Genomic DNA, 24,174 nt, shown 5'->3' on the forward strand with positions numbered 1-24,174 from the left:
CGGGAAGTGCGGGCGGCCTCAGTCGGCGCTGATCAGTTCGGCCCCCACGGTGGAAGGCTGGCCGCTGCCGCCACTGCGGGCATAGACCGCCAGCGCTGGTTTGGTGGCGGTCCAGGTGAAGGTCTTGCTCTGGCCGTTGTCGAGGTAGCCGCTGTCGAAGGCGGCCTTGCCGGTGGCCTGGTCCTGCACCAGCAAGCGCAGCTTGCCACCGCCAGTGGTGCGGGCGGTCAGCTTGTAGTTGCGGCCAGTGACCGGCTTGGCCCAGTTGATGCCGGCGATGCCGCGGTTGGCGTAGTTGACCACCTCGGAGACGCTGCTGGAGGCCGGGAAGACCACCGCCTGGTCCCAGGAGCTGTACTTGCCCAGGGTGCTGCCGGATTGCTGGGTCCAGTTGCCGCGCATGGAGAGCATGTTCAGGTTCTGGTTGGGCGTGAAGCTGTTGCCGTTGCCATCGACCCAGCCGCTGGCGCCGGTCACGCGGCGCAGGGCGGCGCGGATGACTTGCAGTTCACTGGCGGCGGTGTTGTTCCAGCCATTGGGATGCAGGTTGTAGGACGCACCGATCTCGACATAGATCGCAAAGGGTGTGCCGGTGTTGGCGTCGACGATGTAGGCGCCGTAGCGCTTCAAGGTCTCGGCCACGCGGCGCAGCTCGGGATCGGTCAGCTTGCTGGTGTCGAAGTCGGGCGGCAGCATCACCAGCGCGCCTTCCGGGAAGGCGCCGCTGTTGAGCTTGGCGGCATTGGTATCGGCCGAGGTGGCCGGGAAGACATAGGTCGGGTTGGCCGACAGGCCGTTGAAGGTCAGTGACATGGCCAGCGCATGCGGGTAGTAGGCCGGTTTCTGTTCCACCTCATGGGTGCGGATCAAGCCGCCCGAGGCAGGCACCCCGGTGGCGCGCGCGCCCTGGTAGTAGTGCGCAGGATCGGGCCAGCCGCGGCCATCGAGTTTGGTCCAGGAGTACTGGGCGGCGGTCCACTGGGTGCCGACCTGCTTCAACTGCCAGAAGGAATGGATGATGTTGGTGGTCGGGTCGACGATGTCGGCATGGCCGTCCGAGCCGGACGCCGGTTTCACCGAAGCCGGCCAGTGCGGGATGGTGATGTCGTGGTAGCCCTCTTCGTCGGTGATGAGCAGGCCCTTGCTGCCGGCTGCGCCCGTGACCGTGACCGGCGGATCTTGCGGCGAGGCCAGGAACACGCCAGTGGAATAGGCGCCGGCGTTGATGGCCGGGAAGTAGGTAGAGGTCGGGATCACATCCGGCGCGAAGCTGGGATTGACGGGCCGGCTGTTCCACAGCGAATCGGCGGCGAAGGGCTTGCGGTATGTGCCCCAATCGTCGGCCTGGGCCGGCATGGCGGCGTACAGCGCGCCGAGCATGGCCAGCATGGGAAGAAGTCGTGGTGGGCGGGTGCGAACTTGCATCATCATTCCTTTGAGGTGAGTGTGAGGATGAGGTGAAGGACCGTATTTGTTAGTTTTTCTGACGCTATCGCGAATGGCCATGAGCTGCAGTATAGAGTTTTTTCGCTATGAAGATAGTGGTCGTGTGGCAATGAATGCCATGGAAATGCTCTTCACAATTGTTAGTAAATATCGTGCGGAATCTTTTTGAGGATGAACTCTCCAAAAGGCGGCCGATGAGGTCTGAGACCAAGAAAGTTTGATGATGATCCTGCTATTGCAAATTCTGTTGATGCTGGCCCTGCTGGTCCTGGCCATTCCCGCAGCGGTGCTGCTGGTGCAGGTGCTGGCAGCGCGCTGGGCGGGCCCGCAGCCTGTGGCCGAGAGCCCGCAGCGTCCGCGCATGGCCGTGCTGGTGCCGGCCCACAATGAGGCCGGCGGCATTGCCGAAGTCATTGTCGGGATACGGCGACAGTTGCAGGAGGGCGATCGCGTGCTGGTGGTGGCCGACAACTGCAGCGATGCCACTGCGGATATCGCGCGCCATGCGGGTGCAGAAGTGAGCGAACGCTTCCACGACACACTGCGCGGCAAGGGGTATGCACTCGATCATGGCATCCGCCACCTGGCCGCTGATCCGCCGGAGGTGCTCATCGTGGTTGATGCCGATTGCCTGCTGGGCGCGGGCGCGCTGGAGCGCATCGCCCGGGTGTGCTGGCGCAGTGGCCGCCCGGTGCAGGCCCTGTACCTGATGCATGCGCCGGCGGGCGCGGGCAGCCGGCGCAAGATCGCCGAGTTCGCCTGGGTGGTCAAGAACCTGGTGCGCCCGCTGGGCTGGCACAAGCTGGGCCTGCCGTGCCAGCTGATGGGCACCGGCATGGCGTTTTCCTGGCAGCAGATCGGCCAGGCCGACCTGGCCACCGGCCACATCGTCGAAGACATGAAGCTGGGTGTGGACCTGGCGCGCGCCGGCCAGGCGCCGCTGTTCTGCCCCGACGCCATGGTCTACAGCCATTTCCCCAGCAGCGACAGCGGCGCCGCCACGCAGCGCACGCGCTGGGAGCATGGCCACCTCAGCGTCATCCTTTCCTACGTGCCGCGCCTCTTGGGCGGGGCGCTGGCGTCGGGGCAGGGTGCACTGGCCGGACTGGCGCTGGACCTGTGCGTGCCGCCGCTGGCCTTGCTGGTGATGATGGCTGGCGGGGCGTGGGTGGTGAGCGCACTCGTGGCCGTGCTGACCGGTTGGCTGGCGGCTTGCCTGCTGGCCACGCTGATCGTGGCGGCGATCGCTGCGGCGGTGCTGCTGGCCTGGTCGGGTTTCGGCCGCGACGTCATCAGCCTGCGCGAACTGGGCGCTGCTTTCGCTTACGTGGCGCGCAAGCTGCCCTTGTATTGCAAGTTCATGTTCAACCGGCAAGTCGAATGGGTAAGGTCCAAACGTGATTCAGAATAACGTCAATATCAAGTCGGAAATCAAGGCGCGCGCGGGTGAACCGGCGTCGTCTTCCGCTCCCCGCGAAGCGCCCGGCGAGGTCATCGCCGGCGCACCGGATTTCCAGCGCGATGTCTGGAGCATCCTCGGCCTGCCGTTCGACCGTGTCAGCCTGGGACAGGCCGCAGGCATCCTGCAGCGCGCCGCCAGCGAGCGTCGTCGCTGCTTCCTGTCCACGCCCAATCTCAATTTCGCGGTGGCCTGCCTGGACGATGCAGCGTTTCGCCATTCCGTCATCCAGAGTGACCTGTCCATTGCCGATGGCATGCCGCTGGTCTGGATCGCCCGCGCCCTGGGTCTGCCCATCAAGGAGAGGGTGGCCGGATCGAGCCTCTTCCAGGCACTGCGCGAACAGCGCATGGAAAATGGCCAGGCGCCGCTGCGCGTGTATTTCTTCGGTGGCCCGCCCGGCGTGGCGCAGGCAGCGGACGAAAAACTCAATGCCACCCCCTCCGGTCTGCGCAGCGTCGGTTACGCCTCGCCCGGCTTTGGCAGCATCGAAGAGATGAGCCCGCCGCAGGCCCTGGCGCACATCAATGACAGCCGCGCCGATTTCCTGGTGGTGGCGCTGGGCGCCAAGAAGGGGCAGGCCTGGATCCAGCACAACCTGGTGCAACTGCGCGCGCCGGTGGTCAGTCATCTGGGCGCGGTGGTCAACTTCGTCGCCGGCACGGTGTCGCGTGCACCGCGCTGGGCGCAGAAGACCGGCCTGGAATGGCTGTGGCGCATCAAGGAAGAACCCAAGCTGTGGCGGCGCTACTTCGACGACGGCATGGCCTTGCTGCGGCTGCTGGCCACGCGCGTGCTGCCCTGCATCTGGGAGAGCCGCCGCCATCGTCCTGCAGCGGCACTGTTGGACGAAGCCGAGATCCGTTGCCGCCTGGATGGCGGCGATTGCGAGCTGCTGTTTTCCGGCGCGCTGGGCCAGGCCAATCTGGCGCGCCTGCGCCCGGTGCTGGCCCAGGCCGCACAGGGCGATGCGCCCCTGGTGCTGGACTGCACCCGCTTGCAGTACATCGACAGCGCGGCGCTGGCGCAGCTGATGCTGCTGTATGGCGATTGCGTACGGCGGGGACGGCCCTGGGCCATCATCAATGCCTCGGCGTCGTTGCGGCGACAGATCACGCTGCATTGCGCCGACTATCTGTTGCAGGCGCGCGCCTGAACGTGGAGTCAGCCATGGTGCAGAAAAGGTCAGTCATCGTCAGTTCTTTCGCCCCGGACGGCTTGGCCGCGGCGCGCCTGAACTGGTCGCAGGCAGGGCGTTCTAGTACACTGCCTGCACAGCGCAACACCGCACCAGGACTGCCTTGCAGCAAATTGCAGTGGCGTAGGGCAACAAGTTTCCGTGTGACAAAGAATTCAAACAACAGAGCGCCAGCCGCGCCGGCAACCCTCGCCGCCCGCCACGCTCCAGCCAGTGAAGAGAGTCCATCATGAAGATCTATCCCGTCATCCTTTCCGGCGGCGCCGGTACCCGCCTGTGGCCGCTCTCGCGGGCCGCCTATCCCAAGCAGCTGCTGCCGCTGGTGAGCGAGCAGACCATGCTGCAGGAAACGGTGGCGCGCGTGTGCGCCTGGCCGGAAGCGCTGGCTCCCCTGGTGGTGTGCGGCAACGAGCACCGCTTCATGATCGCCGAGCAATTGCGCGAGATGGATGTGCGCCCCCATGCCATCGTGCTGGAGCCGCAAGGCAAGAATACCGCGCCGGCGGTGGCGGCCGCGGCCCTGCAGCTGATGCGCCAGGACCCCGACGCGGTCATGCTGGTGCTGCCGGCTGACCACGTCATTACTAACCGCGAGGCCTTCCATGAGGCCGTGCGCGCAGCGATGCGCTCGGTGGAGCAGGGCGCGCTGGTGACCTTCGGCATCACGCCCAGCAAGCCGGAAACCGGCTATGGCTACATCCTGCGCGGCGCCGCCCACGGCGACACCGGCAACTTCGCCGTCGAACGCTTCGTGGAAAAGCCGGACCTGGAGCGCGCCCAGGGCTTCGTGGCCGATGGCCGTTACTACTGGAACAGCGGCATGTTCCTGCTGCGCGCCCGCGATTATCTGGAAGAACTGGAACTGCATCGCCCGCTCATCGCCGCAGCGGTCAAGGACGCGGTGGCCAAGGCCTATACCGACCTGGATTTCTGCCGCCTGGGCGAAGCCGCCTTTGGCGCATCGCCAGCAGAATCGATCGACTATGCGGTCATGGAAAACACCCGCCGCGCCGTGGTGGTGCCGGCCGATATCGGCTGGAGCGACGTGGGCTCCTGGAGCGCCTTGCAGGAAGTCATGCCAGCCGATGCCCAGGGCAATGTCACCCGTGGCGATGTCTACCTGGATGGCGTGTCCAACTCGCTGGTGCGCGCCGAGAGCCGCATGGTGGCGGTGCTGGGCCTGCAGGACCTGATCGTGGTGGAGACCGATGACGCCGTACTGGTGGCGCACAAGGACAAGGCCCAGGACGTCAAGGGCGTGGTCGATCAGTTGAAGGACAAGAAACGCAGCGAACATATTCACCACAAGCGTGTCTATCGTCCGTGGGGCAGCTATGAGAGCGTGGATGCCGGCGATCGCTTCCAGGTCAAGCGCATCATCGTCAAGCCAGGCGAAAAGCTGTCCCTGCAAATGCATTATCACCGGGCCGAACACTGGGTGGTGGTGAGTGGTTCGGCGCTGGTCACGCGGGGTGAGGAAGTCACCTTGCTCAGCGAAAACGAATCGATCTACCTGCCCATCGGCGTGACCCACCGTCTGGAAAATCCCGGCAAGCTGCCGCTGCACTTGATCGAGGTGCAGTCGGGCAGCTACCTGGGCGAAGACGATATCGTCCGCTTCGACGACGTCTACAAGCGTGCCTGAGCCATGTCGCTGATGCACCGGTAGACGCGCCGGCGTAGCGGACCTAGAGATTACGATCCATGAACATCGCCTATCTGCTGCTGATCCACAATACGCCTCACCATACCGCACGCATCATCGACAAGCTCGACAGTGGCCGCGCCCGCTTCTTCATCCATCTGGATGCGAAGTCCGACGCGGCGGCCTATGCGGGCCTGCAGCGCGAGCATGTGCAATTCACGGCGCGCCGCCATGACGTGCGCTGGGGCGAGATTTCCCAGGTCGATGCGATCCTGGAACTGATTTCCAGCGCCGTGCAGGCCGGGCCCTTCGACCGCTACGTGCTCATCAGTGGCTCGGATTATCCGCTCTTCGGCGCCGAGCAGATCGAAGGATTCTTTGCCGACAATGCGCACATCGAGTTCATCAACAGCGTGCCGCTGGGTAGTCCCAGCAAGCCGATGAGCCGCATCACCACCTACTGCCCGAGCGCGGCCGATCCGTTGCCGCGCAAGCTGTTCATGAAGCTGTGGTGGAAGCTGGGCCTGAAGGTGCCGCCGCGCCATATCGCGGGTCTGTTCGGCAAGCTGGTGCCGCACGGTGGTTCGACCTGGTGGGCGCTCACGCATGCGGCCTGCACGGTGATCCTGGATTTCCATCGTCGGCGGCCGGAGATCTATCGCTTCCTGGTCAACTCCTATTGCCCGGACGAGACCTATTTCCAGACGATCCTTTCCAATTCGGATCTCAAGGGCAGGATACGGCGCAACCTGACCTACACCTACTGGGTGGAAGGGCGCGCCAATCCGGAAATCATGACCGCTGAGATCTATCAGCGGCTCAAGGCCGGCGGCTTCATCGACGACAGCCGGCTATACGGGGCAGGGCCTGTGCTTTTTGCCAGAAAGTTCAGGGAAGGCGAGGAGACATTGCTGCACACCATCGATCAGAGCGGAGCCCTCACATCCGCCAGTGCAGCTTGACGACATTAATGCTGCGCGCCGGGAATCAAACCGGCGCGCATCAGTCTTAGATCGCTGTAAAAACTTGCTCTGCTCCGAGGAGCTGAAAGGAAACGCATGAATATCACCGTCATCGGGACCGGCTACGTCGGTCTCGTCACCGGCGCCTGCCTGGCTGAACTGGGTAACAAGGTCTTTTGCCTGGACGTGGACCGCAACAAGATCGAGATCCTCAACAGCGGCGGCGTGCCCATCTATGAGCCGGGCCTGAAGGAAATCATTGCCCGCAACCGCGCTTCGGGCCGCCTGATCTTCTCCACCGATGTGGCCGCCAGCGTGGCCCACGGCGAGGTGCAATTCATCGCAGTGGGCACGCCCCCGGATGAAGATGGCTCGGCCGACCTGCAATACGTGGTGGCGGCCGCCCGCAACATCGGCCGCCACATGGAACGCAACTGCATCGTGGTGGACAAGTCCACGGTGCCGGTGGGGACCGGCGAGAAGGTCAAGGCCGCCATCCGCGCTGAACTGGAAGCGCGTGGCCGCGGCGAGCTGGACGCGATGATCGTCTCCAATCCGGAATTCTTGAAGGAAGGCGCGGCGGTGGAAGACTTCATGCGCCCGGACCGCATCGTCATCGGCGTGGAAGAGGGCGCGGCCGGCGCCGAGGCGCGCGAGGTGATGCGCGAACTGTATGCGCCGCTGAACCGCAACCACGAACGCATCCTCTACATGGACGTGAAGTCGGCCGAATTCACCAAGTACGCCGCCAACGCCATGCTGGCCACCCGCATCTCCTTCATGAATGAACTGGCCAACCTGGCCGACCGCCTGGGCGTGGATATCGAACATGTGCGCAAGGGCATCGGTTCGGACCCGCGCATCGGTTTCAGCTTCCTCTATGCCGGCACCGGCTATGGCGGTTCCTGCTTCCCCAAGGATGTGCAGGCGCTGGCGCGCACGGCCAGCGAGCATGGCCAGGAACTGGAAATCCTGGGCTCGGTGGAGTCCGTCAACGACAAGCAGAAGCAGGTGCTGCTCAAGAAGATCGTGGCGCGCCTGGGCGAAGATCTCTCCGGCAAGACCTTCGCGGTCTGGGGCCTGGCCTTCAAGCCCAATACCGATGACATGCGCGCTGCACCCAGCCGCGTGATCGTGCGCGAACTGCTGCAGCGTGGCGCCAAGGTGCAAGTCTATGATCCGGTGGCCATGGAAGAAGCGCGCCATGCCTTCGCCCTGGATCTGGCCGATCTGCCGGGCAAGGAGGCCGACCTGCACTATGCCGGCGGGGCCATGGAAGCGCTGGAAGGGGCCGATGCAGTCGTCATCGTGACCGAATGGAAATCCTTCAAGAGCCCGGACTTCGCCGCCGTCAAGGCCGCGCTGAAAGAGCCGCTGGTCTTCGATGGCCGCAACCTGTTCGAGCCCGTGACCATGGCGCGCCTCGGTGTGGAATACCACGCCATCGGCCGTCCTTCCAAGCGTCCCAAGTGAGGCGGTGATGCTCAAGCGATTGCGCGCCGATGCCAGGCTCTTTCCCACCGCTGGCTTCTTCCTCAAGTTCCAGGCCAACTGGCTGCTCAATGGCCGCCGCTTCGCGGCGCGCCGCCAGGCCGACAGTGGTGTGGTGGTGTCGCTGACCTCGTATCCGCCGCGCTTTCCGACGCTGCACCTGACGCTCATGTCGCTGCTGGCGCAAAGCTATGCGCCGGCGCGCATCGTGCTCTGGATCGCGCACCAGGACATGGACAAGCTGCCGGCCAGCGTGACCGACCTAACGCGCCATGGCCTGGAAATCAAGGCCTGCGACGACCTGCGCTCCTACAAGAAGCTGATCCCGCAATTGCAGAGCGATCCCAGGAGCATCATCGTCACCGCCGATGACGACGTGCATTACTGGCGTCACTGGCTGCAGGAGCTGGTGGACGCCTATGAGCCAGAGCGCAAGGAAGTCATCGCCCACCGCGTCCACCGCATCCGGCTGGGCGCCGATGGATTGCCGCTGCCCTACAACGAGTGGGAGCATTCCATCCGTGAATACGGCGCCGATGCGCTGCATTTCCCCACCGGCATTGGCGGCGTGCTGTATGCGCCGGGCGTGCTCGATGCCCAGGTGCTGGAGCAGGACGAGTTCATGCGCCTGTGTCCGCGCGGCGATGACATCTGGTTTTGGTGGATGGCGCGGCGCAATGGCGCACGCTTCCGGCGCGCGCCCTCGGTCAACCGGGACAGCTATTTCCATTGCTGGGACGGTTCCCAGGCCTGCGCCCTGTGGGAAGACAATCTCACCGGCAGCTACAACGATACGCAGATCGCGGCCATGATAGGCCGCTACGGCTTTGCCGAAGAAAGGAAGGTCGCATAATGGCTTCGGCTATGTCCAACGCACGCTGGTTGACGCTGTCCCAGATGGTGCGCATTGCCTTGCAGATGGTCTCCATCTTCATCCTCTCGCGCCTGCTGGCGCCGTCCGAGTATGGCCTCTTGGCCATGGCCACGGTGGCGGTCAACTTCGCCTCGCTGCTGCGCGACATGGGCACCGGCGCGGCGGTCATCCAGAAAGAGAACCTCACCCGCGAGACCACCAATACCGTCTTCTGGCTCAATGTCGGCCTGGGCGTGTCGATTGCGCTGGTGCTCATCGCCATCTCGCCCATGGTTGAGGATTACTTCCGCACGCCGCATCTGGCCCCGGTGCTGTGCCTGATGGCCTTGTCCTTTCCGCTGACCAGCAGTTGCGCCGTGCACAGCGCCTTGCTGGAGCGCGAGTCCAATTTCCGCACGCTGGCGCGCATCGAGATCGTCTCGGCGGCGCTGGCGCTGGTGACGGCGGTCACGCTGGCCTTTACCGGCTTCGGCGTCTACAGCCTGGTGTGGCAGACGCTGGTGTCGGCCATGCTTTCGGCCTTGCAGCTGTGGTTGGCCAGCCGCTGGCGTCCCGAGAAGATCTGGAGCCGCAGCGAGTTTCGCGGGCTGTGGCGCTTCAGCGGCAACCTGACCGGTTTTTCCTTCGTCAACTTCTTCGCCCGTAATGCCGACAGCATGGTCATCGGCCGCATCCTGGGCGCGATTCCCCTGGGCATCTATGCGCAGGCCTACAAGGTGATGATGTTTCCCTTGCAAAGCATGAGCTATGTGGCCAATCGCGCGCTGTTCCCGGTGATGAGCCGGCAGCAGGGCCAGCGCGCCGAGATGGCGCGGCTCTACCTGCGCTCGCTGCGCCTGATCGCCACCGTGACCGCGCCGATGATGGCGGGCCTGTGGCTGTTGCGCGAACCCTTCGTGCGGGTGGCGCTGGGGCCGCAGTGGCAGAGCGTGCCCATCATCCTGGCCTGGCTGGCGCCGGTGGGCTTCCTGCAATCCATCATCAGCACCACGGGCGCGGTGTTCATGGCCACTGGCCGCACTGACCTGATGATGCGCCTGGGCGCGCTGGGTGCGGTGCTGCAGGTGGGCAGCTTCTTCATCGGCGTGCACTGGGGTATCGAGGGCGTGGCGATCTGCTACCTGATTGCCAATGTGCTCAATGCCATTCCGCATTTCTATTTCGCCACCCGCGAGTTGCATAGCAACCTGCTGCAACTGCTGCGCGCGCTGTGGCAGCCGGTGGCCTTCTCGCTGGTGATGCTGGCCTTGCTGGCGCCGTTGCTGCAATGGATGCGGAGCGACCAGTTCGGCCCGCAGGTGGTGTTGTTCGGCCTGGCAGCCTGCGGTGCGGCGGTGTTTGCGGGATTGACGCTGCTGTTTTCCAAGGAGCTGGTGCTGGACATGAAGAAGATGGTGGGGCGCGCCTGAGCAAGGGCGCTTTCCATTCCCGTTCCCTTCCCATGACAAGAATGACAATCACGCCATGAACGACCTGGTCACCATCTACGTTCCCACCAAGAACCGCCTGGGCCTGCTCACGCGCGCACTCAATTCGGTGCTGGCGCAGTCCTATCGGCCACTGGAACTCATCGTCGTCTCCGACGGCGCCACCGACGGCACCTGCGATTACGTCAATCAGTTGCGCGGCCAGCACAGCGATATCCAGGTCAAGCTGATCCACAACGAGCAATCCCAGGGCGCCTGCGCGGCGCGCAACCTGGCCATCCAGGCGGCCACGGGGCGGTTCATCACGGGCATCGACGATGATGACGTCTTCATGCCCGACCGCATCGAGCGCTTCGTGCGCCAGTGGCATGCGCTGGAAGAAAAGGGCGAGTCCTTCTCCTGCCTGTTCGACCGCCGCATCGTCAATGCCGGCGGCAGCGTGATGCTGTGGGATCTGGACGCCCGCGTCGATCTGCCGGCGATCCTGGAGACCAACGCCATCGGCAACCAGGTCTTCACCACCCCTGAGCGCCTCGTCGAGATCGGCATGTTCGACGCCGCCATGCCGGCCTGGCAGGACTGGGAAACCTGGGTGCGGCTGGTGCGCACGTTCGGCCCGGCCGTGAGCATCTGCTCCAACACCTATCTGATGGACATCTCCCACGAGTTCGAGCGCATTACGCTGAAGTCCCCCGAACGCATCATTTCGGCGGCGCAACTGTTCTACGACCGCCACTGCCAGCGCCGCAACATGGCTGGCCTCTTGCGTTCGCTGGCGGGCTACCAGCAGATCAAGCTGTCAGCCAGCGATTTTTTCACCATGCTCGGTGGTGGACGTTCGCACGCCAAGTTCGCCGTCAAGCAGCTCAAGTACGGCAAGTACAAGGCTTCGCTGGCGCCGACCCTGCACGCGGGCGGCAAGTAGGACGGGCAGGGGAGAGGCAGATGGAAAAACAGCATCATGGCGGCCTGGAAATCCTCAAGCTCATCATGAGCCTGATGGTGGTGGGCATTCATACCAACCCGTTTGCGAGCCTGCCAGCGCTCAATTCATTGACTTCCAACGGCATCTTCCGCATCGCCGTGCCGGTGTTCTTTGTGATGAATGGCTACTTCCTGAGCCTGGAGCGCGACAAGTTCCTGCCCTGGCTGCGCCGCATCGTGCTGCTCTACCTGTTGCTGAGCCTGCTGTTTTCGCCCTTGTGGCTCGATACCGCTTCGCCGCAGGACGCATTGCTTTCGATTGTGCAGAATCTGGCGACGGGCTGGCATCACCTGTGGTATCTGGCGGCCTTGATCGTGGCGGCTTGCCTGGCCTACCTGGGACGCGCGCACTTGTCCTTGCTGCTGCCGGTGGCGCTGCTGTGCTTCGTTGCAGGCATTGTGTTGCAGGCCATTGCGCTGTGGAATGGCAATGACTTTGCCCATGCCATCCACGGCCAGTTCGACCTGTATCGCAATGCCCTCACGGTAGCCTTGCCCTTCCTGCTGATCGGCATGGCGCTGCGCCGGCGCCAGACGCCGTTGCATGTGTCACTGCCGCTGTTGCTGCTGGTGGGCGCGCTGTTCGTGGGCGAGATCGTGCTGTGGGGATGGCTGAGCCGCAACCAGACGCGCGACCTCTACGCCAGCCTGATCGTGGTCGCGCCCGTGCTGTTCCTGGCGGCGCGCCAGGTGCAACTGAACTATCGCGACCACATGTCGGCGCGCATCTACTACTTCCATCCCATCTTCGAGATGGCCTTCAAGCTCAATGGCAAGTTCGGTGGCGGCAAGGTATTCCTGGTGACGGCGGTGCTGTCGGCGCTGCTGGCCTATGCCATCGGCAAGCTCAAGACCCTTCAGGGCGCAGGGCGGCTGGGCTGGGTCAGGCTGATTCCCTGAGCGGCGCGGCAGCCTGGCGCGCTGCCTTGGCCTGCAGCAGCGCGACCAGCTGCTCGATGACCGGCCAGTCCTGCTCATCGAACTTGCGCGCAAACAAGACTTCACCGGGCGGCAGCGGACTATTGTTGTGCGGCGAATTGAAGACCACGTCCTGGGCAAACTGCGCCAGCGTATCGCCGTTGATGGCTTCGGGACTCTGCTTGCCGGGCCGCCAGTCGGTGTAGGTCAGGGTAGGGCGCAGGCTCTCCTTGAAGGGCGAATTCCAGAGGATGGTCTGGAAGAAGAACTCATCCGGGCAATCGGTGTGATGGCAGAAGCGCACGAAGCGCGGATGCTCGCTGACGTAGTCGAGCACGTAGCGGCAGGCCTCGCCAGTGATGGCCCACCATTGCGAACCCGCCGCCGGTTGCAACGGGCCGAAGGCGCGCCGGAAATTGCGGCGCGGCAGGTGGGCGTTGATGAAGTCCTGCAACATCCAGCGATAGCGGTGCATGGGCGGACTGCGGCGTATCCAGTAGTGCTCCAGCCGGCCCAGGCCCTTGCCGTACTCTTCATTGGGCATGGCAAAGGCATCCATGTAGTTGGCCCCGCGCTCGCGCGCAAAGAAGCTGGCGATGTAAGCGGGCGGTTGCACCGGCAGCGTAGCGCCGCTGAGCAGGACGACGCGGTCGGGCGTGCCCAGGGTCTGCATCGCCTGGCGCATCAGCCGCAGCGTGGCTTCCACCAGCGAGAAATGCGCCCATGCGCCATCGACGCGATCGCGGCAGAAGTGCAGGTGCGGATAGCGGTCGGCCAGTCCCAGGAAGGGCGCGATGTCGGTCTTGCGGTCAATGTGCAGGAAGAAATGGGCCTTCGAGGGGGCCGCCGGATGCGCGGGTGCATCGGCCTGCGCCTGGTCACTGTCGAGCTGGGCCATGAGCGTGTCCAGCAGGCGAGGATTGTTGTGGGCCAGGATCAGGTAGGCGATGTTCATCGTGTTGTTCTTCATGCTGGTTCGTGAGGGGCAGCGCCGGGCATGCTTGCGCGAGCGCCTGCACGCTTGAGGTCGATAAAGGAGTACAAAGTTCCGCATGCGCAGCGATCCATTTGTTGCGCTGCACATCGCCGTGCAGGCGGGTGTGTCGCAGTCCGGCGACATCAGTTTTTTGCTCCGCAATAAGAACTTTTCGGCCTTCAGCCGCTCTGTTGAAGGTCATGTGGCGCAGCACCGATTTCACTGGCTGGCCACGTCTGTATTCCTTCAATGACCTTCCGACGAGAGACCTGGATGACGAGAGATCCCGACTGGGAAGCCGACCTGCGGCGCTATGACATGCGCCGCCCCTTCCTCAAGGAACAATCGATCTGGGCGATCTGGGTGTATCGCTGGGGCCGCCGTATCGAGGCGCGTCCGGCGGGACTGTCCCGCAAGATCGCCAACCTGTTCTACTGGCTGGCCTTCCGGCTGGTCGAAACCGTATTCGGCATCAGCCTGCCGCGCACCGCCAGGATAGGCCCGGGCCTGCGCATCTGGCACTTCGGCAACATCTTCCTGCACGGCGACGTGGTCATCGGTGCGGGCTGCACGCTGCGCCAGGGCGTGACCATCGGCAACCGCCGCGAAGGCGGTCCGGTGCCGGTGCTGGGCGACAACGTCGAGCTGGGTGCGTACGCCCAGGTGCTGGGCGCGGTCCACCTGGGCGATGGCTGCAAGGTGGGGGCGATGTCCGTGGTGCTGGACGACGTGCCACCGGGCGCGACCGCCGTGGGCGCACCCGCGCGCGTGATTGCGCGCACCTCGGCGGGCAGCCTTGCATCCGCCTCTTCCGAATTACTGCAAAAGGACATGACATGACCCAAGCCACCATCCTCGTCACCGGCGGCGCCGGCTACATCGGTTCGCACACCTGCGTCGAGCTCATCCATGCCGGCTATGCCGTGGTGGTGCTGGACAACCTGTGCAACAGCCGCGCCAGCGTGATCGATCGCATCGCGCAGATTTCCGGACAACGTCCGCATTTCGTGCAGGGCGACATCCGCGACCGCGCGGTGCTGGATGGCATCTTCAAGAGCCATCGCATCGAGGCCGTGATCCACTTCGCCGGCCTCAAGGCGGTCGGCGAATCGGTGGCGCAGCCGCTGCGCTACTACGACAACAACGTCCACGGCAGCAATGTGCTGTTCGAAGCCATGGCTGCGCATGGAGTGAAGAACATCGTCTTCTCGTCCTCGGCCACCGTCTATGGCGATCCGGCCAGCGTGCCGATCACGGAAGAATTCCCGCTCTCGGCCACCAATCCCTATGGCCGCAGCAAGCTGATGGTGGAGCAGATCCTGGGTGACCTGCACGTGGCCGATCCCAGCTGGCGCATTGCGCTGCTGCGCTACTTCAATCCGGTCGGCGCGCATGAGAGCGGACTCATCGGCGAAGACCCCAGCGGCATTCCCAACAACCTGCTGCCCTTCATCGCGCAGGTGGCCGATGGCCGTCGCGCGGCGCTGTCGGTCTATGGCAGCGATTACCCGACCCCGGACGGCACGGGGGTGCGCGATTACATCCACGTCGTCGACCTCGCGCTGGGCCACCTGAAGACCTTGCGCAAGCTGGAGCAGGGGCCGGGCGTCTACACCTACAACCTGGGCACCGGACGCGGCAACAGCGTGCTGGAAATGCTGGCGGCCTTCGAACAGGCCTGCGGCAACAAGCTGCCTTACCAGTTGGTGGATCGCCGTCCCGGCGATATCGCCTGCTGCTACGCCGCCACCGAACGCGCAGAGCGCGAGCTGGGCTGGCGCGCCCAGCGCGGCATCGAAGCCATGTGCGCCGATACCTGGCGCTGGCAGGCATTGGCCAAGCGACTGGCCCAGGAAGAGGCTGCCTGAGCGGCAGCACGAGAAGCTAATTCAAACAGAGGAGTGTGATCATGGCGACCATCGATGTGCTGCTGCCGGTCAAGAATGGGGTGGATTTCCTGGCGGAGTCGCTGGACAGCTTGCAAGCCCAGACGGTGACCGACTGGCGCGTGCTGGTGCTGGACCACGGGTCCACCGATGGCAGCGCCGAGATGGTGGAGCGCTATCACGAACGCGATGCCCGCATCGAACTGCATCGCTTCCCCGAAGCCGATGGCTTGTCGGGCCTGCTCAACAAGGGACTGGAGATCAGCGATTGCCGCTACGTGATGCGGCATGATGCCGACGACGTCTGCTATCCCGAACGCATGGCCATTTCCCTGGCGGCCTTTGAGGCGAACCCGCAGTGCGTGGCCATTGGCGGCCAGGCCGATGTGATCGATGCCAAGGGCGGTCCTATCCATGAGATGAAGATGCCGGTGGGCGTGCAGCGCGTGGCGGCAGCCAGCCTGTTCCGCAATCCCATTGCCCACCCCACGGCCATGCTGGATTTTGCCGAGGTGCAGCGCCAGGGGATCCGCTATGGCGTCGATTTCATGGGCGTGTTCCCGCAGGAGCAGCAGATGATGGTCAAGAACCTGGCCGAGGATTACTTCCTCTTCGGCCAGCTCGGCATTCAAAGCAAGTGCAACAACGTGCCGCAGAAACTGATCAAGTATCGCTGGCACGGTAATAACGTCAGCGCGACCCGTTTCGATGAACAGATGAAGGTCTCCCTGCAGGTGTCGCGCTATCTGGTGCGGGCCTTTGCGCGGATGAAGCAGCAGCCCTATTTCGATCCCGCGCCGTTCTGCAATCATGGCGGCCTGCTCTTCGAGATCAATGGCCGCAGTGATTTTTCGCCCGAGTTCGAGCGCATGGCCGCAGCGGTGCGCGAGGGACTGATGCATTCGCCGGAGGTGGAGCGTGAGCTGCGCTTCCGCAAGCTCGCCACCACCCGCAATGAATTGCTGCTGCTGTGGCGCTACTTCCTGTTCCAGGCTGGCAACGAGCCCGAGACCGGCGAGTGGAATGCCGTGCGCTCCTGGCTGATCCGCCGCATTCCCGGCAAGCGGCGCATGAGCACCTTGCTGGAGACGGCCGCGGCCTGAGCCTGAGGAGGCTGCTGCGTGGCGGGCAGAAAAAGAAAAATTATTTATATCAATGACTTAGCGGAATCTTCCCGGGCTTGTCCACAGGCTTGCCCCCATTTTTTGGGGATAACTGCCCCAGCGTGAGGACAAGTCCCGTTTCCGCATCGTCGGGGAGTGGTTTGACGGCGCTTTGCATGTCTGCGCGCCGCTCCCATAAAAACCTGTGTATTCAATGGCTTGCCTGGCTTTTCCCAGGCTTCTCCACAGGCCCGTCCCCGATTTTTGTGAACAACTTGGCAGCGCTCAGCGCATCGCCGCGGCGCTTTGCCACAGGCGGGCCAACTGTTCCGCGCTGGCTTGCAGCAGTTGCGGCGCCTGGGCGATGGCGTCCTGCAGCGCGCCGGGGCCGAAGACGATGGAGAAGCAGCCCGAGAAGCTGGTCTGCAGTTGCGCCAGCGAATGCCGATCGATACCGCCGGAGAGCAGGGTGGCAGGCACCCCCAGTTGACGTGCGCGCTGGCTGGCGATGAAGGGCGCTTTGCCGTGCAGGGTCTGGGCATCGCTGCGGCCTTCGCCGGTGATGAGCCAGTCGGCGCCGGTGAGGGCTTGGTCCAGGCCGATATGATCGGCGACTGTCTGCGCCCCCGAGCGGAACTGCGCGCCCAGCATCAGCAGGGCATAGCCCAGACCGCCGGCGGCGCCCGCGCCGGGCAGGGTGGCTGCCTGGCGGCCGAGCGCTTCTTCCAGCACCTGGGCAAAGTGCGCCAGGGTCTGGTCCAGGGGCGCAACCTGGTCGGGCTGCACCCCTTTTTGCGGGCCGAACACGGCGGTCGCGCCTTCTGCGCCGCAGAGCGGATTATCGACATCGGACATGGCCACGAAGTGCGCCTCTTTCACACGCGCATCGAGCCCGGAGGCGTCCACCCGCACCACTCGGTGCAGTTCGGCCGGGGCCGGCGCGACCTCAACCCCTGCCGCATCGTAGAACACCACGCCCAGCGCGGCCAGCAGGCCGGCGCCGCCGTCATTGGTGCTGCTGCCGCCCAAGGCGACCAGGAAGCTGCGCGCGCCGCGATCGAGCAGCGCCTTGATGGCGTCGCCCACCCCCAGCGTACTGCGGCGCTCCACGGCCACCGCCGTGCCAGCCGTATCGGTGAGACCGACGATGGCCGCTGATTCGACCACCGCGCTGCCATCCTTGAGGATGCCCACCAGCGCCTCGGTCATCTGGCCAGCGGCATTGCGGCAGGCGACGGCGAAGCGCTCGCCGCCCGCATGCATGAGCGCGTCGAGCGTGCCTTCGCCGCCATCGGCGATGGGACGCAGGCGGATTTCCGCATCCGGAATCGCCGCCTGGATGCCAGCGCCGATGGCGCGGGCTACGTCCTCGGCCGAGAGCGAACCCTTGAAGGAATCGGGGGCGATGACAACGACGGGAGGGCGAAGGGCAGGGCGGGAAGAAGTCATGGTGAATATCGCGTTGTGCTCGGTAGTCTTTATGGTCGCGCCATTATATAAGCGCAGGCGCGGCCTATTGCCGGGGCAAAGCTGCTTGCGGCAGCCAAGGCTCATGAAGTTTTTTCACGTCCGCATGAGCTTGCCGCCAGGAAGGCAGCGCGGGTAACAAATGGTAAGCGCGATGGCAGCCGCCCCCGAGCTGGTGGATAGTTTCACATTAGCCGCCATTCGGCTGAGGAGTTCGTCCCATGAAATCACTTGCCTGCCTGGTCGTCCTGCCTGCCGCGCTGATGCTCGGCGGCTGTGTGGCCGTGCCCGCCGATCCGTATAACGGCGCGGCGGTCTATCCGGCCCAGCCGGTGTATTCGCCCTACTATGCCTATCCGGCTTATCCGGCCTATCCCGCTTATCCTGCCTACAGCTATCCGTCTTCGTCCTTCTATTTCGGCTATAGCAGCGGCTGGGGCCGGCATGGCCATTGGCGTTGAGTACGGTTGCGCCTGATGGTGCATGCTGCGCGCAGGGCAAAAACAGCTAGAATGTCGCCTTTACTGATCGGCTTCGGAACCGGGCTCAAGGCTTGGTCATCGGGCTGATTCCCAGGAGCCGCCGCCGCAAGGTATGAGTTTGTTCGTTTCAGCTTCCCGTTCACAAAGCCTGTCCCGTTCCCGGCGCAGAACCGCGCTGGGGCTGGGTGCGTCCGTGCTGGTGCATGCGCTGCTGTTCCTGTTCATCCGCGCCAAGCTCAACGAGACGCCGCCGCCCCTGAACAATCCGGGCCGGCCGGATGCGCCCTTGCAAGTGACTTTCGTGCGGCCGCCCGCACCCGTGCCGGTGGCTCAGCCTGAGCCACCCAAGCCAGCGCCGGAGCCGCCCAGGAAAGTCCAGCCGAAAAAGCCTGCGGCCAAGCCCGCAGCGCGCCGCCCAGCCGCGCCGCCGGCGCGGACTGCCCAGCCGCCGCGTCCCACCGCGCCCAGCGCGCCGGTGAGCAATGCCGCGCCCATGGCCCAGGCTGCGCCGCAAGAGGACTTCATGACGTCGATGAATCGCCGCCGCGAGCAGCGCCAGGCCGCCGAACAGGCTGCCGCCGAGGAAAACGCCGCCGCCCGCGCCGCCGAAAATCCCTCGGCCAACGACATCGCCCGCGCCAACATCGCTTTCCAGGACCGGCGCGGACGCGGCACCAATGGTGTCTTCCAGATCATCAGCATGGGGCCGCGCGTGGCCCAGTACAGTTTCCGTGGCTGGACTACCGACCAGCGGCGCAGCGAGAAACAGTTGATCGAAGTGGACGCCGGCTTTGGCGGCAATGTGCAACTGGCCGTGGTCAACAGCATGATTGCGCTGATCCGCAAATACTACAGCGGCGACTTCAGCTTTGATTCGCAGCGGCTGGGCAGGGTGGTGACCTTGTCGGCACGGCTGGAAGATACCAAGGGCTTGCAGAATTTCCTGCTCAACGAGTTCTTCGGCGGCAATTGAGTCAGCCTGGATCGACCTCCAGGCCGGTTCTCTCACCCGTCCTCAAATTCATTCGATTTTTGAGATTTTTCTGACAAATCTAGAAAAATCGCGATGTTATCGTCAAGGTTCTTCAAAAAGGGCTGGGCGCACATGGACATCGAACTCACACAAGAAGAATTCTTCTGGATGCTTGAGGTGTATCGCGGCGAGTTTCGCATCATTCCGCGCCATGTGGTGCGAAGCGTGATCGGGCTCGGCCTGGGGATTCCCAACCTGGGTGGAGCGTTCAACCTGACCCCGGCTGGGCGCGAAGTGGTGCGCAGTTATATTTTTTCGGCGAACCGTGCGTGCCGCAACCGCAACCCGGGCAGGGGCGCAGCTGCAGTCGTAGCGCCTGAGGCACGCGCCAGAGCTGGGTCAGCGGCCAGGTTCAGGCATTTTGGTCCCGCTAGCCAAACGGCCTACCAAAGCGGATATGAAAAAATATTAAAAATGTTTTCCAGAAACAGTTGAATTAAAAACATATGCTGCTATAATCTTTGTCTTCAGTCGGGGCGTAGCGCAGCCTGGTAGCGTACTTGCATGGGGTGCAAGGGGTCGTGTGTTCGAATCACACCGTCCCGACCATTAGATTCAAAGCTTGTGGCGAAAGCCGTAAGAAAAGACAGCACTGTATTGGGCAACTGCCTGATCCAGTGCTGTTTTGCTTTGTGGGGCAGGGTAGCGGAAAGTCGATTCCGAGACCTGGGCAGTCATTGCCTTGATATGGATTCCGGGCGTCTGTTGCGACGCGTGTGTGCCAGGCGGGTCAGGATCTGTTCTATCGGCTGCCTCGTTCGAGCTGCAACAGTAGCGCCCAAGGCGCGCAAATCCCGAATTTGAATCCGCTCATCCGGTGGCGCGCTCTTGGGGCGATTTGATCTGGCAGGATTATGCCGTGCCTGCCGTGCCGTTCTTGGCCATTTCTTTGATGCGCTCGCGAACTTTCTCCGCCAGTTTTTCCTTTTCCTCAGGTGACATCTGTTCGTACTGCTCTTTCGATACGCCCATGGAGTGCAGCACTGTAAAGAACAGCCGCTGATCCGGCGTCATCGCCAGCCACTCCTGCAGTTCCCTCGCGGGATCGGGCTTGGCTGAGCCCTTGGCCAGCTGCAGCTTGCTTTCGAAGGAGGAGGTCGCCGCATTGCTCTTGCTTTGCGCCGACGCGCTGCCCGGGTAGGACGTTCTGTTATCCAGCGAATCGATGTTGTTCATGATGAGTTTGTGATCCCCTATGAATTTATAGTGCTTGAGGCGGGCGACAGCTGCTCGTCTCTGCACTAGGATACACCAAGGTCTGCATTGGGCAATCGCCTGATTCCTTTTCTCCCTTCTTCCCGGAATGCAGAAAAATGGATATATTTGGAAGTAATCATTTCCAAATTAATATTTTCATGCCTGCTTCTTCCTCCTCTTCCGCTCCGTCGTCCCGCCGGCGCAACCCCGGTCGGCCGCGTGAGTTCGATGCCGACCAAGCGCTGGATGGCGCAGTGCGTGTGTTCAGCGAGCGTGGCTATGCCGGCGCCTCGATCAGTGATCTGAGCGAGGCCATGCAGCTGGCTCAAGGCAGTCTCTACAAGGCATTCCGGGATAAACAATCTCTCTTCCTGGCCGCTTTGGAACGCTATCGGACGCAGCGTTCGGAAAAACTCCGGCGCGCCATCGATGCCGGCGCCACCGGGCGTGAGCGCTTGCGCAACATGCTGCTGTTCTATGCGGAGTCTGCCCAGGGCGCGGCGGGGCGGCAGGGTTGCCTGGTCGTCAGCAGCGCCGTGGCAATCACGGGCTTCGAGCCATCCGTAGCGACGCAGATTGCTTCGACGCTGGCGCGCAACGAGGCTTTGTTGGGCGAGCTGATCCGCCAGGGGCAGCAGGATGGGTCGGTGGCTGCGCATGCCGATCCCCCCTCGACGGCGCGCCTGCTGTTGTGCCTGACCCAGGGCATGCGGGTGGTCGGGAAGGCAGGGCGCAGCCGCAAGGAAATGCTGGCGCTGGTGGAGGTGGCGCTGAAAGTGCTGGATTGATTTTTTTACTTGGATTGGAATCGATGGTTTCCAATTTATCCGGATAGGACATGCAATGAATGATTCGACAATCAAAGGAGCTGTGGCTATGAAAATCGCTTTTCTCGGTCTGGGCACGATGGGCTTCCCCATGGCTGCCAACCTGGTGCGCGCCGGCTATGCCGTGCGCGCCTGGAACCGTTCACCGGCGCCCGTAGAACGGCTGGCAGCACTGGGAGCGCAGGCCGCCGCCACGCCGGCGGAGGCGGCTGCCGATGCGGATGTGCTCATCTCCATGCTGGCGGACGATGACGCCACCGAGACCAGCTTGCTGGATGCCGGCGCACTGGCCGCGCTCAGGCCGGGTGCGATCCATGTCAACATGGCAACGATATCGGTTGCGCTGGCGCTACGCCTGGCGGGATTGCATCAGGCGCGTGGCGTGGCCTATGTCGCCGCGCCGGTGCTGGGGCGGGTGAATGTGGCGGAGGCGGGGCAACTCAATATCCTGGCCGCTGGCGAAGAACAGGCGTTGGCGGCGGTCCAGCCCTTGCTGGATGTGCTGGGCCAGAAGACCTGGCGCCTGGGGCGGCAGCCCGAGCAGGCCAATGCTGCCAAGCTGGCCATGAACTTCATGATTGCCAGCGCCATCGGCGCCATGAGCGAGGCCGTTGCGCTGGTGCAGGGGTATGGCCTGGACAAGGCGGGATTCATCGAGCTGGCGACGTCCACGGCCTTCGCGGCGCCGGTCTACAAGGGGTATGGGCAGGCGATTGCCGATGACCGCTTCGAGCCGGCCGGTTTCAAGCTTGCGCTCGGGCTCAAGGATGTGCGCCTGGCGCTGGAGGCGGGCGAGCAGGCCCATGTGCCGCTGTCGCTGGCCAGCGCATTGCGCGACCTGCATATCGATGGTCTGGCCCATGGTGAAGGCCATCTCGACTGGGCGGCGCTCTCGCGCGCTTCGGCGCGCCGGGCTGGCCAGGCCTGAGCGGTCCCGGCGTTGTGGGCCGGGTTACACAAACACACAATTTCGCGTCTGCCTGCGCTCAAGCCCAGCCGTTATCCGACCACCACGGCCACACGTGGCGTCCGGACATCGGCTCCGGAACATTCCGCCAAACACATCCAGGAGCGCAAGCATGAAATCCCTATTACTGATCCCGGCACTGGCCGCCACCTTCGCCTTGGGCGGATGCGTGGTGACGCCGCCTGCAGTCCATCCTGCCTATGTCGCGCCGCCAGGCGTGGTGTATGTCGAGCCTACCTACGCGTCACCCGGGCCGGGCTGGGTCTGGGAATATCACTCCTACTATGGCTGGGGCTGGCACCATCCGCACTATGGCTGGCACCGTGGCTGGCGCTGAGCCCTGATGGCAGCGTGATGTGAAAAAAGCAGCAGGCATACGGCCTGCTGCTTTTTTTTGTCAGCGTGGGCAGTTGGTCAGGCCGGCAGTCGCCGGTATTCGAGGCTCAGATGCTGCAATTGCTCCAGGGCGGCGAGCTTTTGCCGCAAGGGCGTTTCTTCCTGCTCTGCCGGGCCGGACAGGCTGACAATGGCTGCGCGCGCGGTCGGGCCGATGCGCCAGACATGCAAGTCGTCGATCTGCACCGGCTCGTCGGCCAGCGCCTGGCGGATGCGGGTTGCCACCTGTTCATCGGTCACGTCCAGCAACACGGTCGCACTGGCGCGCAGCAGGCTGTACGACCAGCGTGCGATCACCACCGCGCCGACCACGCCCATGGCCGGATCCAGCCAGGTCCAGCCGAGGTAGAGACCGGCCAGCAGGGCGGCGATGGCCAGCACCGAGGTCAGCGCGTCGGCCACCACATGCAGGTAGGCTGAGCGCAGGTTGTTGTCGTGGGCATGGGCATGGTGATGAGGGGGATGGTCCTTGCCGTGTCCGTGATCGGAGTGATGGGTGTGATGGGTGTGATGGGCGTGGTGCGCATGAGCATCATGATGGGCGTGATCATGGTGATGTCCTTCCATCAGCAGCAGTGCGCTGGCAATGTTGACCATCAGGCCGATCACCGCGATCACGATGGCTTCGCCGAACTCTACCGGGCTGGGGCTGGCCAGCCGCCATAGCGATCCGCCGCCGATGCCAATGGCGATCACCGCCAGCACCAGCGCCGAAGCGAAGCCGGCCAGGTCGCCCACCTTGCCTGTGCCGAAGCTGAAACGCTGGTCGTGCGCGTGTCGGCGTGCAAATACATAGGCGCCGGCTGCGATGGCCAGTGCGCCGGTGTGGGTGGCCATATGGAAGCCGTCGGCCAGCAGGGCCATGGAGCCGGTCAGGTAGCCGGCTGCGATCTCGGCCACCATCATCACCGCCGTCAGGACGACCACCCACAGCGTGCGCCGGGTGTTGCGGTCGTGATTGGCGCCCAGGTAGACATGCTCATGGCGGAAGGGGGAGGTGCTTTGCATGGGCGTTCCTTTCATTTGGCGTAGCGGCGAATCGCTTCCAGGACTTCTTCCAGTCCCTGGCTGCGTTCGGCGTCGGTCAGGCCGGGGCGGGCCACATGTTCGCGTGCGTGGGCTTCGATGAGTTCGTCCATCAGGCCGTGCACCGCGCCCCGGATGGCGGCGGCGAGGTGCAAGGTCTTGGCGCAGTCGGTTTCGCCCTCCAGGGCGCGTTCCAGCGCCTGGACCTGCCCGCCGATGCGGCGGACGCGCTTGAGCAGGGCATCCTTGTCCTGCGTCAGGTGTGCCATACCATACCCCCCTATCGTATAAAGCCTGGATTGTATCAGGCATGGCGACAAGTGTGGCTGGGCTGTCAGGGAATGGGGAAAGTGCTGACCAATTCAGCTACGCGTAAGCTAGGCGCTATAGCCTCGGGACAATGCGGCGTT

25 protein-coding genes and 1 tRNA gene are annotated in these 24,174 nt (G+C 63.9%); 20 read left to right on the forward strand and 6 right to left on the reverse strand.

What is annotated here, in order from left to right:
- Window positions 1-18 precede the first annotated feature (18 nt).
- A complete protein-coding gene (locus ACP92_RS09950; protein ID WP_048348531.1) occupies window positions 19-1,389 on the reverse strand; it encodes a hypothetical protein in 1,371 nt (456 codons plus the stop codon).
- Window positions 1,390-1,666: 277 nt separating this feature from the next.
- On the opposite strand from ACP92_RS09950, the gene ACP92_RS09955 reads away from it, so the two are divergent.
- From ACP92_RS09955 to ACP92_RS09995, 9 genes are all read left to right on the forward strand, one after another.
- On the forward strand, window positions 1,667-2,857 hold the full coding sequence (locus ACP92_RS09955; RefSeq protein ID WP_013233987.1) for a glycosyltransferase family 2 protein: 1,191 nt from the start codon (window positions 1,667-1,669) through the stop codon (window positions 2,855-2,857).
- Window positions 2,844-4,061 carry a WecB/TagA/CpsF family glycosyltransferase gene (locus ACP92_RS09960; protein WP_232284925.1) on the forward strand — a complete coding sequence of 406 codons (1,218 nt, stop codon included), beginning with the start codon at window positions 2,844-2,846 and terminating at the stop codon, window positions 4,059-4,061. The genes ACP92_RS09955 and ACP92_RS09960 overlap by 14 nt, the downstream gene beginning before the upstream one ends.
- 271 nt (window positions 4,062-4,332) lie before the next feature.
- Window positions 4,333-5,748, forward strand: a complete 1,416-nt coding sequence (locus ACP92_RS09965) for a mannose-1-phosphate guanylyltransferase/mannose-6-phosphate isomerase (protein WP_013233989.1) — start codon at window positions 4,333-4,335, stop codon at window positions 5,746-5,748.
- A gap of 59 nt (window positions 5,749-5,807) precedes the next feature.
- A complete protein-coding gene (locus ACP92_RS09970; protein ID WP_013233990.1) occupies window positions 5,808-6,710 on the forward strand; it encodes a beta-1,6-N-acetylglucosaminyltransferase in 903 nt (300 codons plus the stop codon).
- Window positions 6,711-6,806: 96 nt separating this feature from the next.
- Window positions 6,807-8,183 carry a UDP-glucose dehydrogenase family protein gene (locus ACP92_RS09975; protein ID WP_013233991.1) on the forward strand — a complete coding sequence of 459 codons (1,377 nt, stop codon included), beginning with the start codon at window positions 6,807-6,809 and terminating at the stop codon, window positions 8,181-8,183.
- 7 nt (window positions 8,184-8,190) lie between these two features.
- The gene (locus tag ACP92_RS09980) at window positions 8,191-9,054 is read left to right on the forward strand and encodes a hypothetical protein (protein ID WP_013233992.1); all 864 of its coding nucleotides are present in this window, start codon (window positions 8,191-8,193) and stop codon (window positions 9,052-9,054) included.
- A gap of 11 nt (window positions 9,055-9,065) precedes the next feature.
- Window positions 9,066-10,484 (forward strand): MOP flippase family protein, encoded by a 1,419-nt coding sequence (locus ACP92_RS09985; RefSeq protein ID WP_232284926.1) that lies wholly within the window; start codon window positions 9,066-9,068, stop codon window positions 10,482-10,484.
- A 55-nt stretch (window positions 10,485-10,539) separates the two neighbouring features.
- Complete coding sequence (locus tag ACP92_RS09990) at window positions 10,540-11,427, forward strand: glycosyltransferase (RefSeq protein WP_013233994.1); 888 nt, start codon at window positions 10,540-10,542, stop codon at window positions 11,425-11,427.
- 20 nt (window positions 11,428-11,447) lie between these two features.
- Entirely contained in the window at window positions 11,448-12,386 is a 939-nt protein-coding gene (locus tag ACP92_RS09995; RefSeq protein WP_013233995.1) for an acyltransferase family protein, read from the forward strand.
- On the opposite strand, the gene ACP92_RS10000 is transcribed toward ACP92_RS09995, so the two are convergent.
- Window positions 12,370-13,374, reverse strand: coding sequence for a beta-1,6-N-acetylglucosaminyltransferase (locus ACP92_RS10000; RefSeq protein ID WP_167578386.1), 1,005 nt, complete (start codon window positions 13,372-13,374; stop codon window positions 12,370-12,372). The two genes, ACP92_RS09995 and ACP92_RS10000, sit on opposite strands and share 17 nt — an antisense overlap.
- A gap of 82 nt (window positions 13,375-13,456) precedes the next feature.
- On the opposite strand from ACP92_RS10000, the gene ACP92_RS24845 reads away from it, so the two are divergent.
- Genes ACP92_RS24845 through ACP92_RS10015 form a run of 4 tightly spaced genes read left to right on the forward strand, consistent with a single transcriptional unit; the run spans window position 13,457 to window position 16,369 of the window.
- Complete coding sequence (locus ACP92_RS24845) at window positions 13,457-13,633, forward strand: hypothetical protein (protein WP_167578387.1); 177 nt, start codon at window positions 13,457-13,459, stop codon at window positions 13,631-13,633.
- 20 nt (window positions 13,634-13,653) lie between these two features.
- Window positions 13,654-14,220, forward strand: a complete 567-nt coding sequence (locus ACP92_RS10005) for a serine acetyltransferase (RefSeq protein ID WP_013233997.1) — start codon at window positions 13,654-13,656, stop codon at window positions 14,218-14,220.
- Window positions 14,217-15,248 (forward strand): UDP-glucose 4-epimerase GalE, encoded by a 1,032-nt coding sequence (gene galE / locus ACP92_RS10010; RefSeq protein ID WP_013233998.1) that lies wholly within the window; start codon window positions 14,217-14,219, stop codon window positions 15,246-15,248. Before ACP92_RS10005 ends, galE begins: the two co-directional genes overlap by 4 nt.
- Window positions 15,249-15,289: 41 nt before the next feature.
- Window positions 15,290-16,369: a glycosyltransferase family A protein gene (locus ACP92_RS10015; RefSeq protein ID WP_013233999.1), complete on the forward strand. Its 1,080-nt coding sequence runs from the start codon at window positions 15,290-15,292 to the stop codon at window positions 16,367-16,369.
- A gap of 285 nt (window positions 16,370-16,654) precedes the next feature.
- On the opposite strand, the gene ACP92_RS10020 is transcribed toward ACP92_RS10015, so the two are convergent.
- Window positions 16,655-17,818: a glycerate kinase gene (locus ACP92_RS10020; RefSeq protein WP_013234000.1), complete on the reverse strand. Its 1,164-nt coding sequence runs from the start codon at window positions 17,816-17,818 to the stop codon at window positions 16,655-16,657.
- Window positions 17,819-18,057: 239 nt separating this feature from the next.
- Here ACP92_RS10020 and ACP92_RS10025 point away from each other — a divergent pair, with 239 nt between their 5' ends.
- The 4 genes from ACP92_RS10025 (at window position 18,058) to ACP92_RS10040 (ending at window position 19,900) form a co-directional block, all read left to right on the forward strand.
- Window positions 18,058-18,297, forward strand: a complete 240-nt coding sequence (locus tag ACP92_RS10025) for a hypothetical protein (RefSeq protein WP_041310562.1) — start codon at window positions 18,058-18,060, stop codon at window positions 18,295-18,297.
- A 133-nt stretch (window positions 18,298-18,430) separates the two neighbouring features.
- Window positions 18,431-19,291, forward strand: a complete 861-nt coding sequence (locus ACP92_RS10030) for a hypothetical protein (protein WP_216665949.1) — start codon at window positions 18,431-18,433, stop codon at window positions 19,289-19,291.
- A 132-nt stretch (window positions 19,292-19,423) separates the two neighbouring features.
- Window positions 19,424-19,786: a hypothetical protein gene (locus ACP92_RS10035; protein ID WP_156181771.1), complete on the forward strand. Its 363-nt coding sequence runs from the start codon at window positions 19,424-19,426 to the stop codon at window positions 19,784-19,786.
- Between the two features lie 37 nt (window positions 19,787-19,823).
- Window positions 19,824-19,900: transfer RNA gene (locus ACP92_RS10040), tRNA-Pro, on the forward strand.
- A 303-nt stretch (window positions 19,901-20,203) separates the two neighbouring features.
- Here the strand turns inward: ACP92_RS10040 and ACP92_RS10045 are convergent.
- Window positions 20,204-20,527: a hypothetical protein gene (locus ACP92_RS10045; RefSeq protein WP_048348532.1), complete on the reverse strand. Its 324-nt coding sequence runs from the start codon at window positions 20,525-20,527 to the stop codon at window positions 20,204-20,206.
- 137 nt (window positions 20,528-20,664) lie between these two features.
- Here ACP92_RS10045 and ACP92_RS10050 point away from each other — a divergent pair, with 137 nt between their 5' ends.
- The 3 genes from ACP92_RS10050 to ACP92_RS10060 all read left to right on the forward strand — a co-directional run bounded on the left by ACP92_RS10050 (window position 20,665) and on the right by ACP92_RS10060 (window position 22,679).
- Window positions 20,665-21,336: a TetR/AcrR family transcriptional regulator gene (locus ACP92_RS10050; protein WP_013234002.1), complete on the forward strand. Its 672-nt coding sequence runs from the start codon at window positions 20,665-20,667 to the stop codon at window positions 21,334-21,336.
- A gap of 55 nt (window positions 21,337-21,391) precedes the next feature.
- The gene (locus ACP92_RS10055) at window positions 21,392-22,303 is read left to right on the forward strand and encodes an NAD(P)-dependent oxidoreductase (protein WP_081441901.1); all 912 of its coding nucleotides are present in this window, start codon (window positions 21,392-21,394) and stop codon (window positions 22,301-22,303) included.
- A gap of 151 nt (window positions 22,304-22,454) precedes the next feature.
- Window positions 22,455-22,679 carry a hypothetical protein gene (locus tag ACP92_RS10060; RefSeq protein WP_041310574.1) on the forward strand — a complete coding sequence of 75 codons (225 nt, stop codon included), beginning with the start codon at window positions 22,455-22,457 and terminating at the stop codon, window positions 22,677-22,679.
- A 77-nt stretch (window positions 22,680-22,756) separates the two neighbouring features.
- On the opposite strand, the gene dmeF is transcribed toward ACP92_RS10060, so the two are convergent.
- Together dmeF and ACP92_RS10070 are read right to left on the reverse strand one after the other, a co-directional pair.
- Window positions 22,757-23,746, reverse strand: a complete 990-nt coding sequence (dmeF, locus tag ACP92_RS10065) for a CDF family Co(II)/Ni(II) efflux transporter DmeF (protein WP_013234004.1) — start codon at window positions 23,744-23,746, stop codon at window positions 22,757-22,759.
- A gap of 11 nt (window positions 23,747-23,757) precedes the next feature.
- Complete coding sequence (locus ACP92_RS10070) at window positions 23,758-24,033, reverse strand: metal/formaldehyde-sensitive transcriptional repressor (protein WP_013234005.1); 276 nt, start codon at window positions 24,031-24,033, stop codon at window positions 23,758-23,760.
- Between the last annotated feature and the right edge of the window lie 141 nt (window positions 24,034-24,174).

The sequence above is a fragment of the Herbaspirillum seropedicae genome (assembly GCF_001040945.1).
GTDB lineage: Bacteria > Pseudomonadota > Gammaproteobacteria > Burkholderiales > Burkholderiaceae_D > Herbaspirillum > Herbaspirillum seropedicae.

Coding starts and splice junctions, on each gene's coding strand:
- ACP92_RS10020 (WP_013234000.1), bottom strand. CDS start 17,818: ATGACTTCTTCCCGCCCTGCCCTTCGCCCTCCCGTCGTTGTCATCGCC.
- ACP92_RS10015 (WP_013233999.1), top strand. CDS start 15,290: ATGGCGACCATCGATGTGCTGCTGCCGGTCAAGAATGGGGTGGATTTC.
- ACP92_RS10070 (WP_013234005.1), bottom strand. CDS start 24,033: ATGGCACACCTGACGCAGGACAAGGATGCCCTGCTCAAGCGCGTCCGC.
- ACP92_RS10050 (WP_013234002.1), top strand. CDS start 20,665: ATGGATATATTTGGAAGTAATCATTTCCAAATTAATATTTTCATGCCT.
- ACP92_RS09965 (WP_013233989.1), top strand. CDS start 4,333: ATGAAGATCTATCCCGTCATCCTTTCCGGCGGCGCCGGTACCCGCCTG.
- ACP92_RS10055 (WP_081441901.1), top strand. CDS start 21,392: ATGAATGATTCGACAATCAAAGGAGCTGTGGCTATGAAAATCGCTTTT.
- ACP92_RS10060 (WP_041310574.1), top strand. CDS start 22,455: ATGAAATCCCTATTACTGATCCCGGCACTGGCCGCCACCTTCGCCTTG.
- ACP92_RS10030 (WP_216665949.1), top strand. CDS start 18,431: ATGAGTTTGTTCGTTTCAGCTTCCCGTTCACAAAGCCTGTCCCGTTCC.
- ACP92_RS09990 (WP_013233994.1), top strand. CDS start 10,540: ATGAACGACCTGGTCACCATCTACGTTCCCACCAAGAACCGCCTGGGC.
- ACP92_RS10000 (WP_167578386.1), bottom strand. CDS start 13,374: ATGAAGAACAACACGATGAACATCGCCTACCTGATCCTGGCCCACAAC.
- ACP92_RS10005 (WP_013233997.1), top strand. CDS start 13,654: ATGACGAGAGATCCCGACTGGGAAGCCGACCTGCGGCGCTATGACATG.
- ACP92_RS10025 (WP_041310562.1), top strand. CDS start 18,058: ATGAAATCACTTGCCTGCCTGGTCGTCCTGCCTGCCGCGCTGATGCTC.
- ACP92_RS09995 (WP_013233995.1), top strand. CDS start 11,448: ATGGAAAAACAGCATCATGGCGGCCTGGAAATCCTCAAGCTCATCATG.
- galE (WP_013233998.1), top strand. CDS start 14,217: ATGACCCAAGCCACCATCCTCGTCACCGGCGGCGCCGGCTACATCGGT.
- ACP92_RS09955 (WP_013233987.1), top strand. CDS start 1,667: ATGATGATCCTGCTATTGCAAATTCTGTTGATGCTGGCCCTGCTGGTC.
- ACP92_RS24845 (WP_167578387.1), top strand. CDS start 13,457: ATGCGCAGCGATCCATTTGTTGCGCTGCACATCGCCGTGCAGGCGGGT.
- ACP92_RS09980 (WP_013233992.1), top strand. CDS start 8,191: ATGCTCAAGCGATTGCGCGCCGATGCCAGGCTCTTTCCCACCGCTGGC.
- ACP92_RS09950 (WP_048348531.1), bottom strand. CDS start 1,389: ATGCTGGCCATGCTCGGCGCGCTGTACGCCGCCATGCCGGCCCAGGCC.
- ACP92_RS10045 (WP_048348532.1), bottom strand. CDS start 20,527: ATGAACAACATCGATTCGCTGGATAACAGAACGTCCTACCCGGGCAGC.
- ACP92_RS10035 (WP_156181771.1), top strand. CDS start 19,424: ATGGACATCGAACTCACACAAGAAGAATTCTTCTGGATGCTTGAGGTG.
- ACP92_RS09975 (WP_013233991.1), top strand. CDS start 6,807: ATGAATATCACCGTCATCGGGACCGGCTACGTCGGTCTCGTCACCGGC.
- dmeF (WP_013234004.1), bottom strand. CDS start 23,746: ATGCAAAGCACCTCCCCCTTCCGCCATGAGCATGTCTACCTGGGCGCC.
- ACP92_RS09985 (WP_232284926.1), top strand. CDS start 9,066: ATGTCCAACGCACGCTGGTTGACGCTGTCCCAGATGGTGCGCATTGCC.
- ACP92_RS09970 (WP_013233990.1), top strand. CDS start 5,808: ATGAACATCGCCTATCTGCTGCTGATCCACAATACGCCTCACCATACC.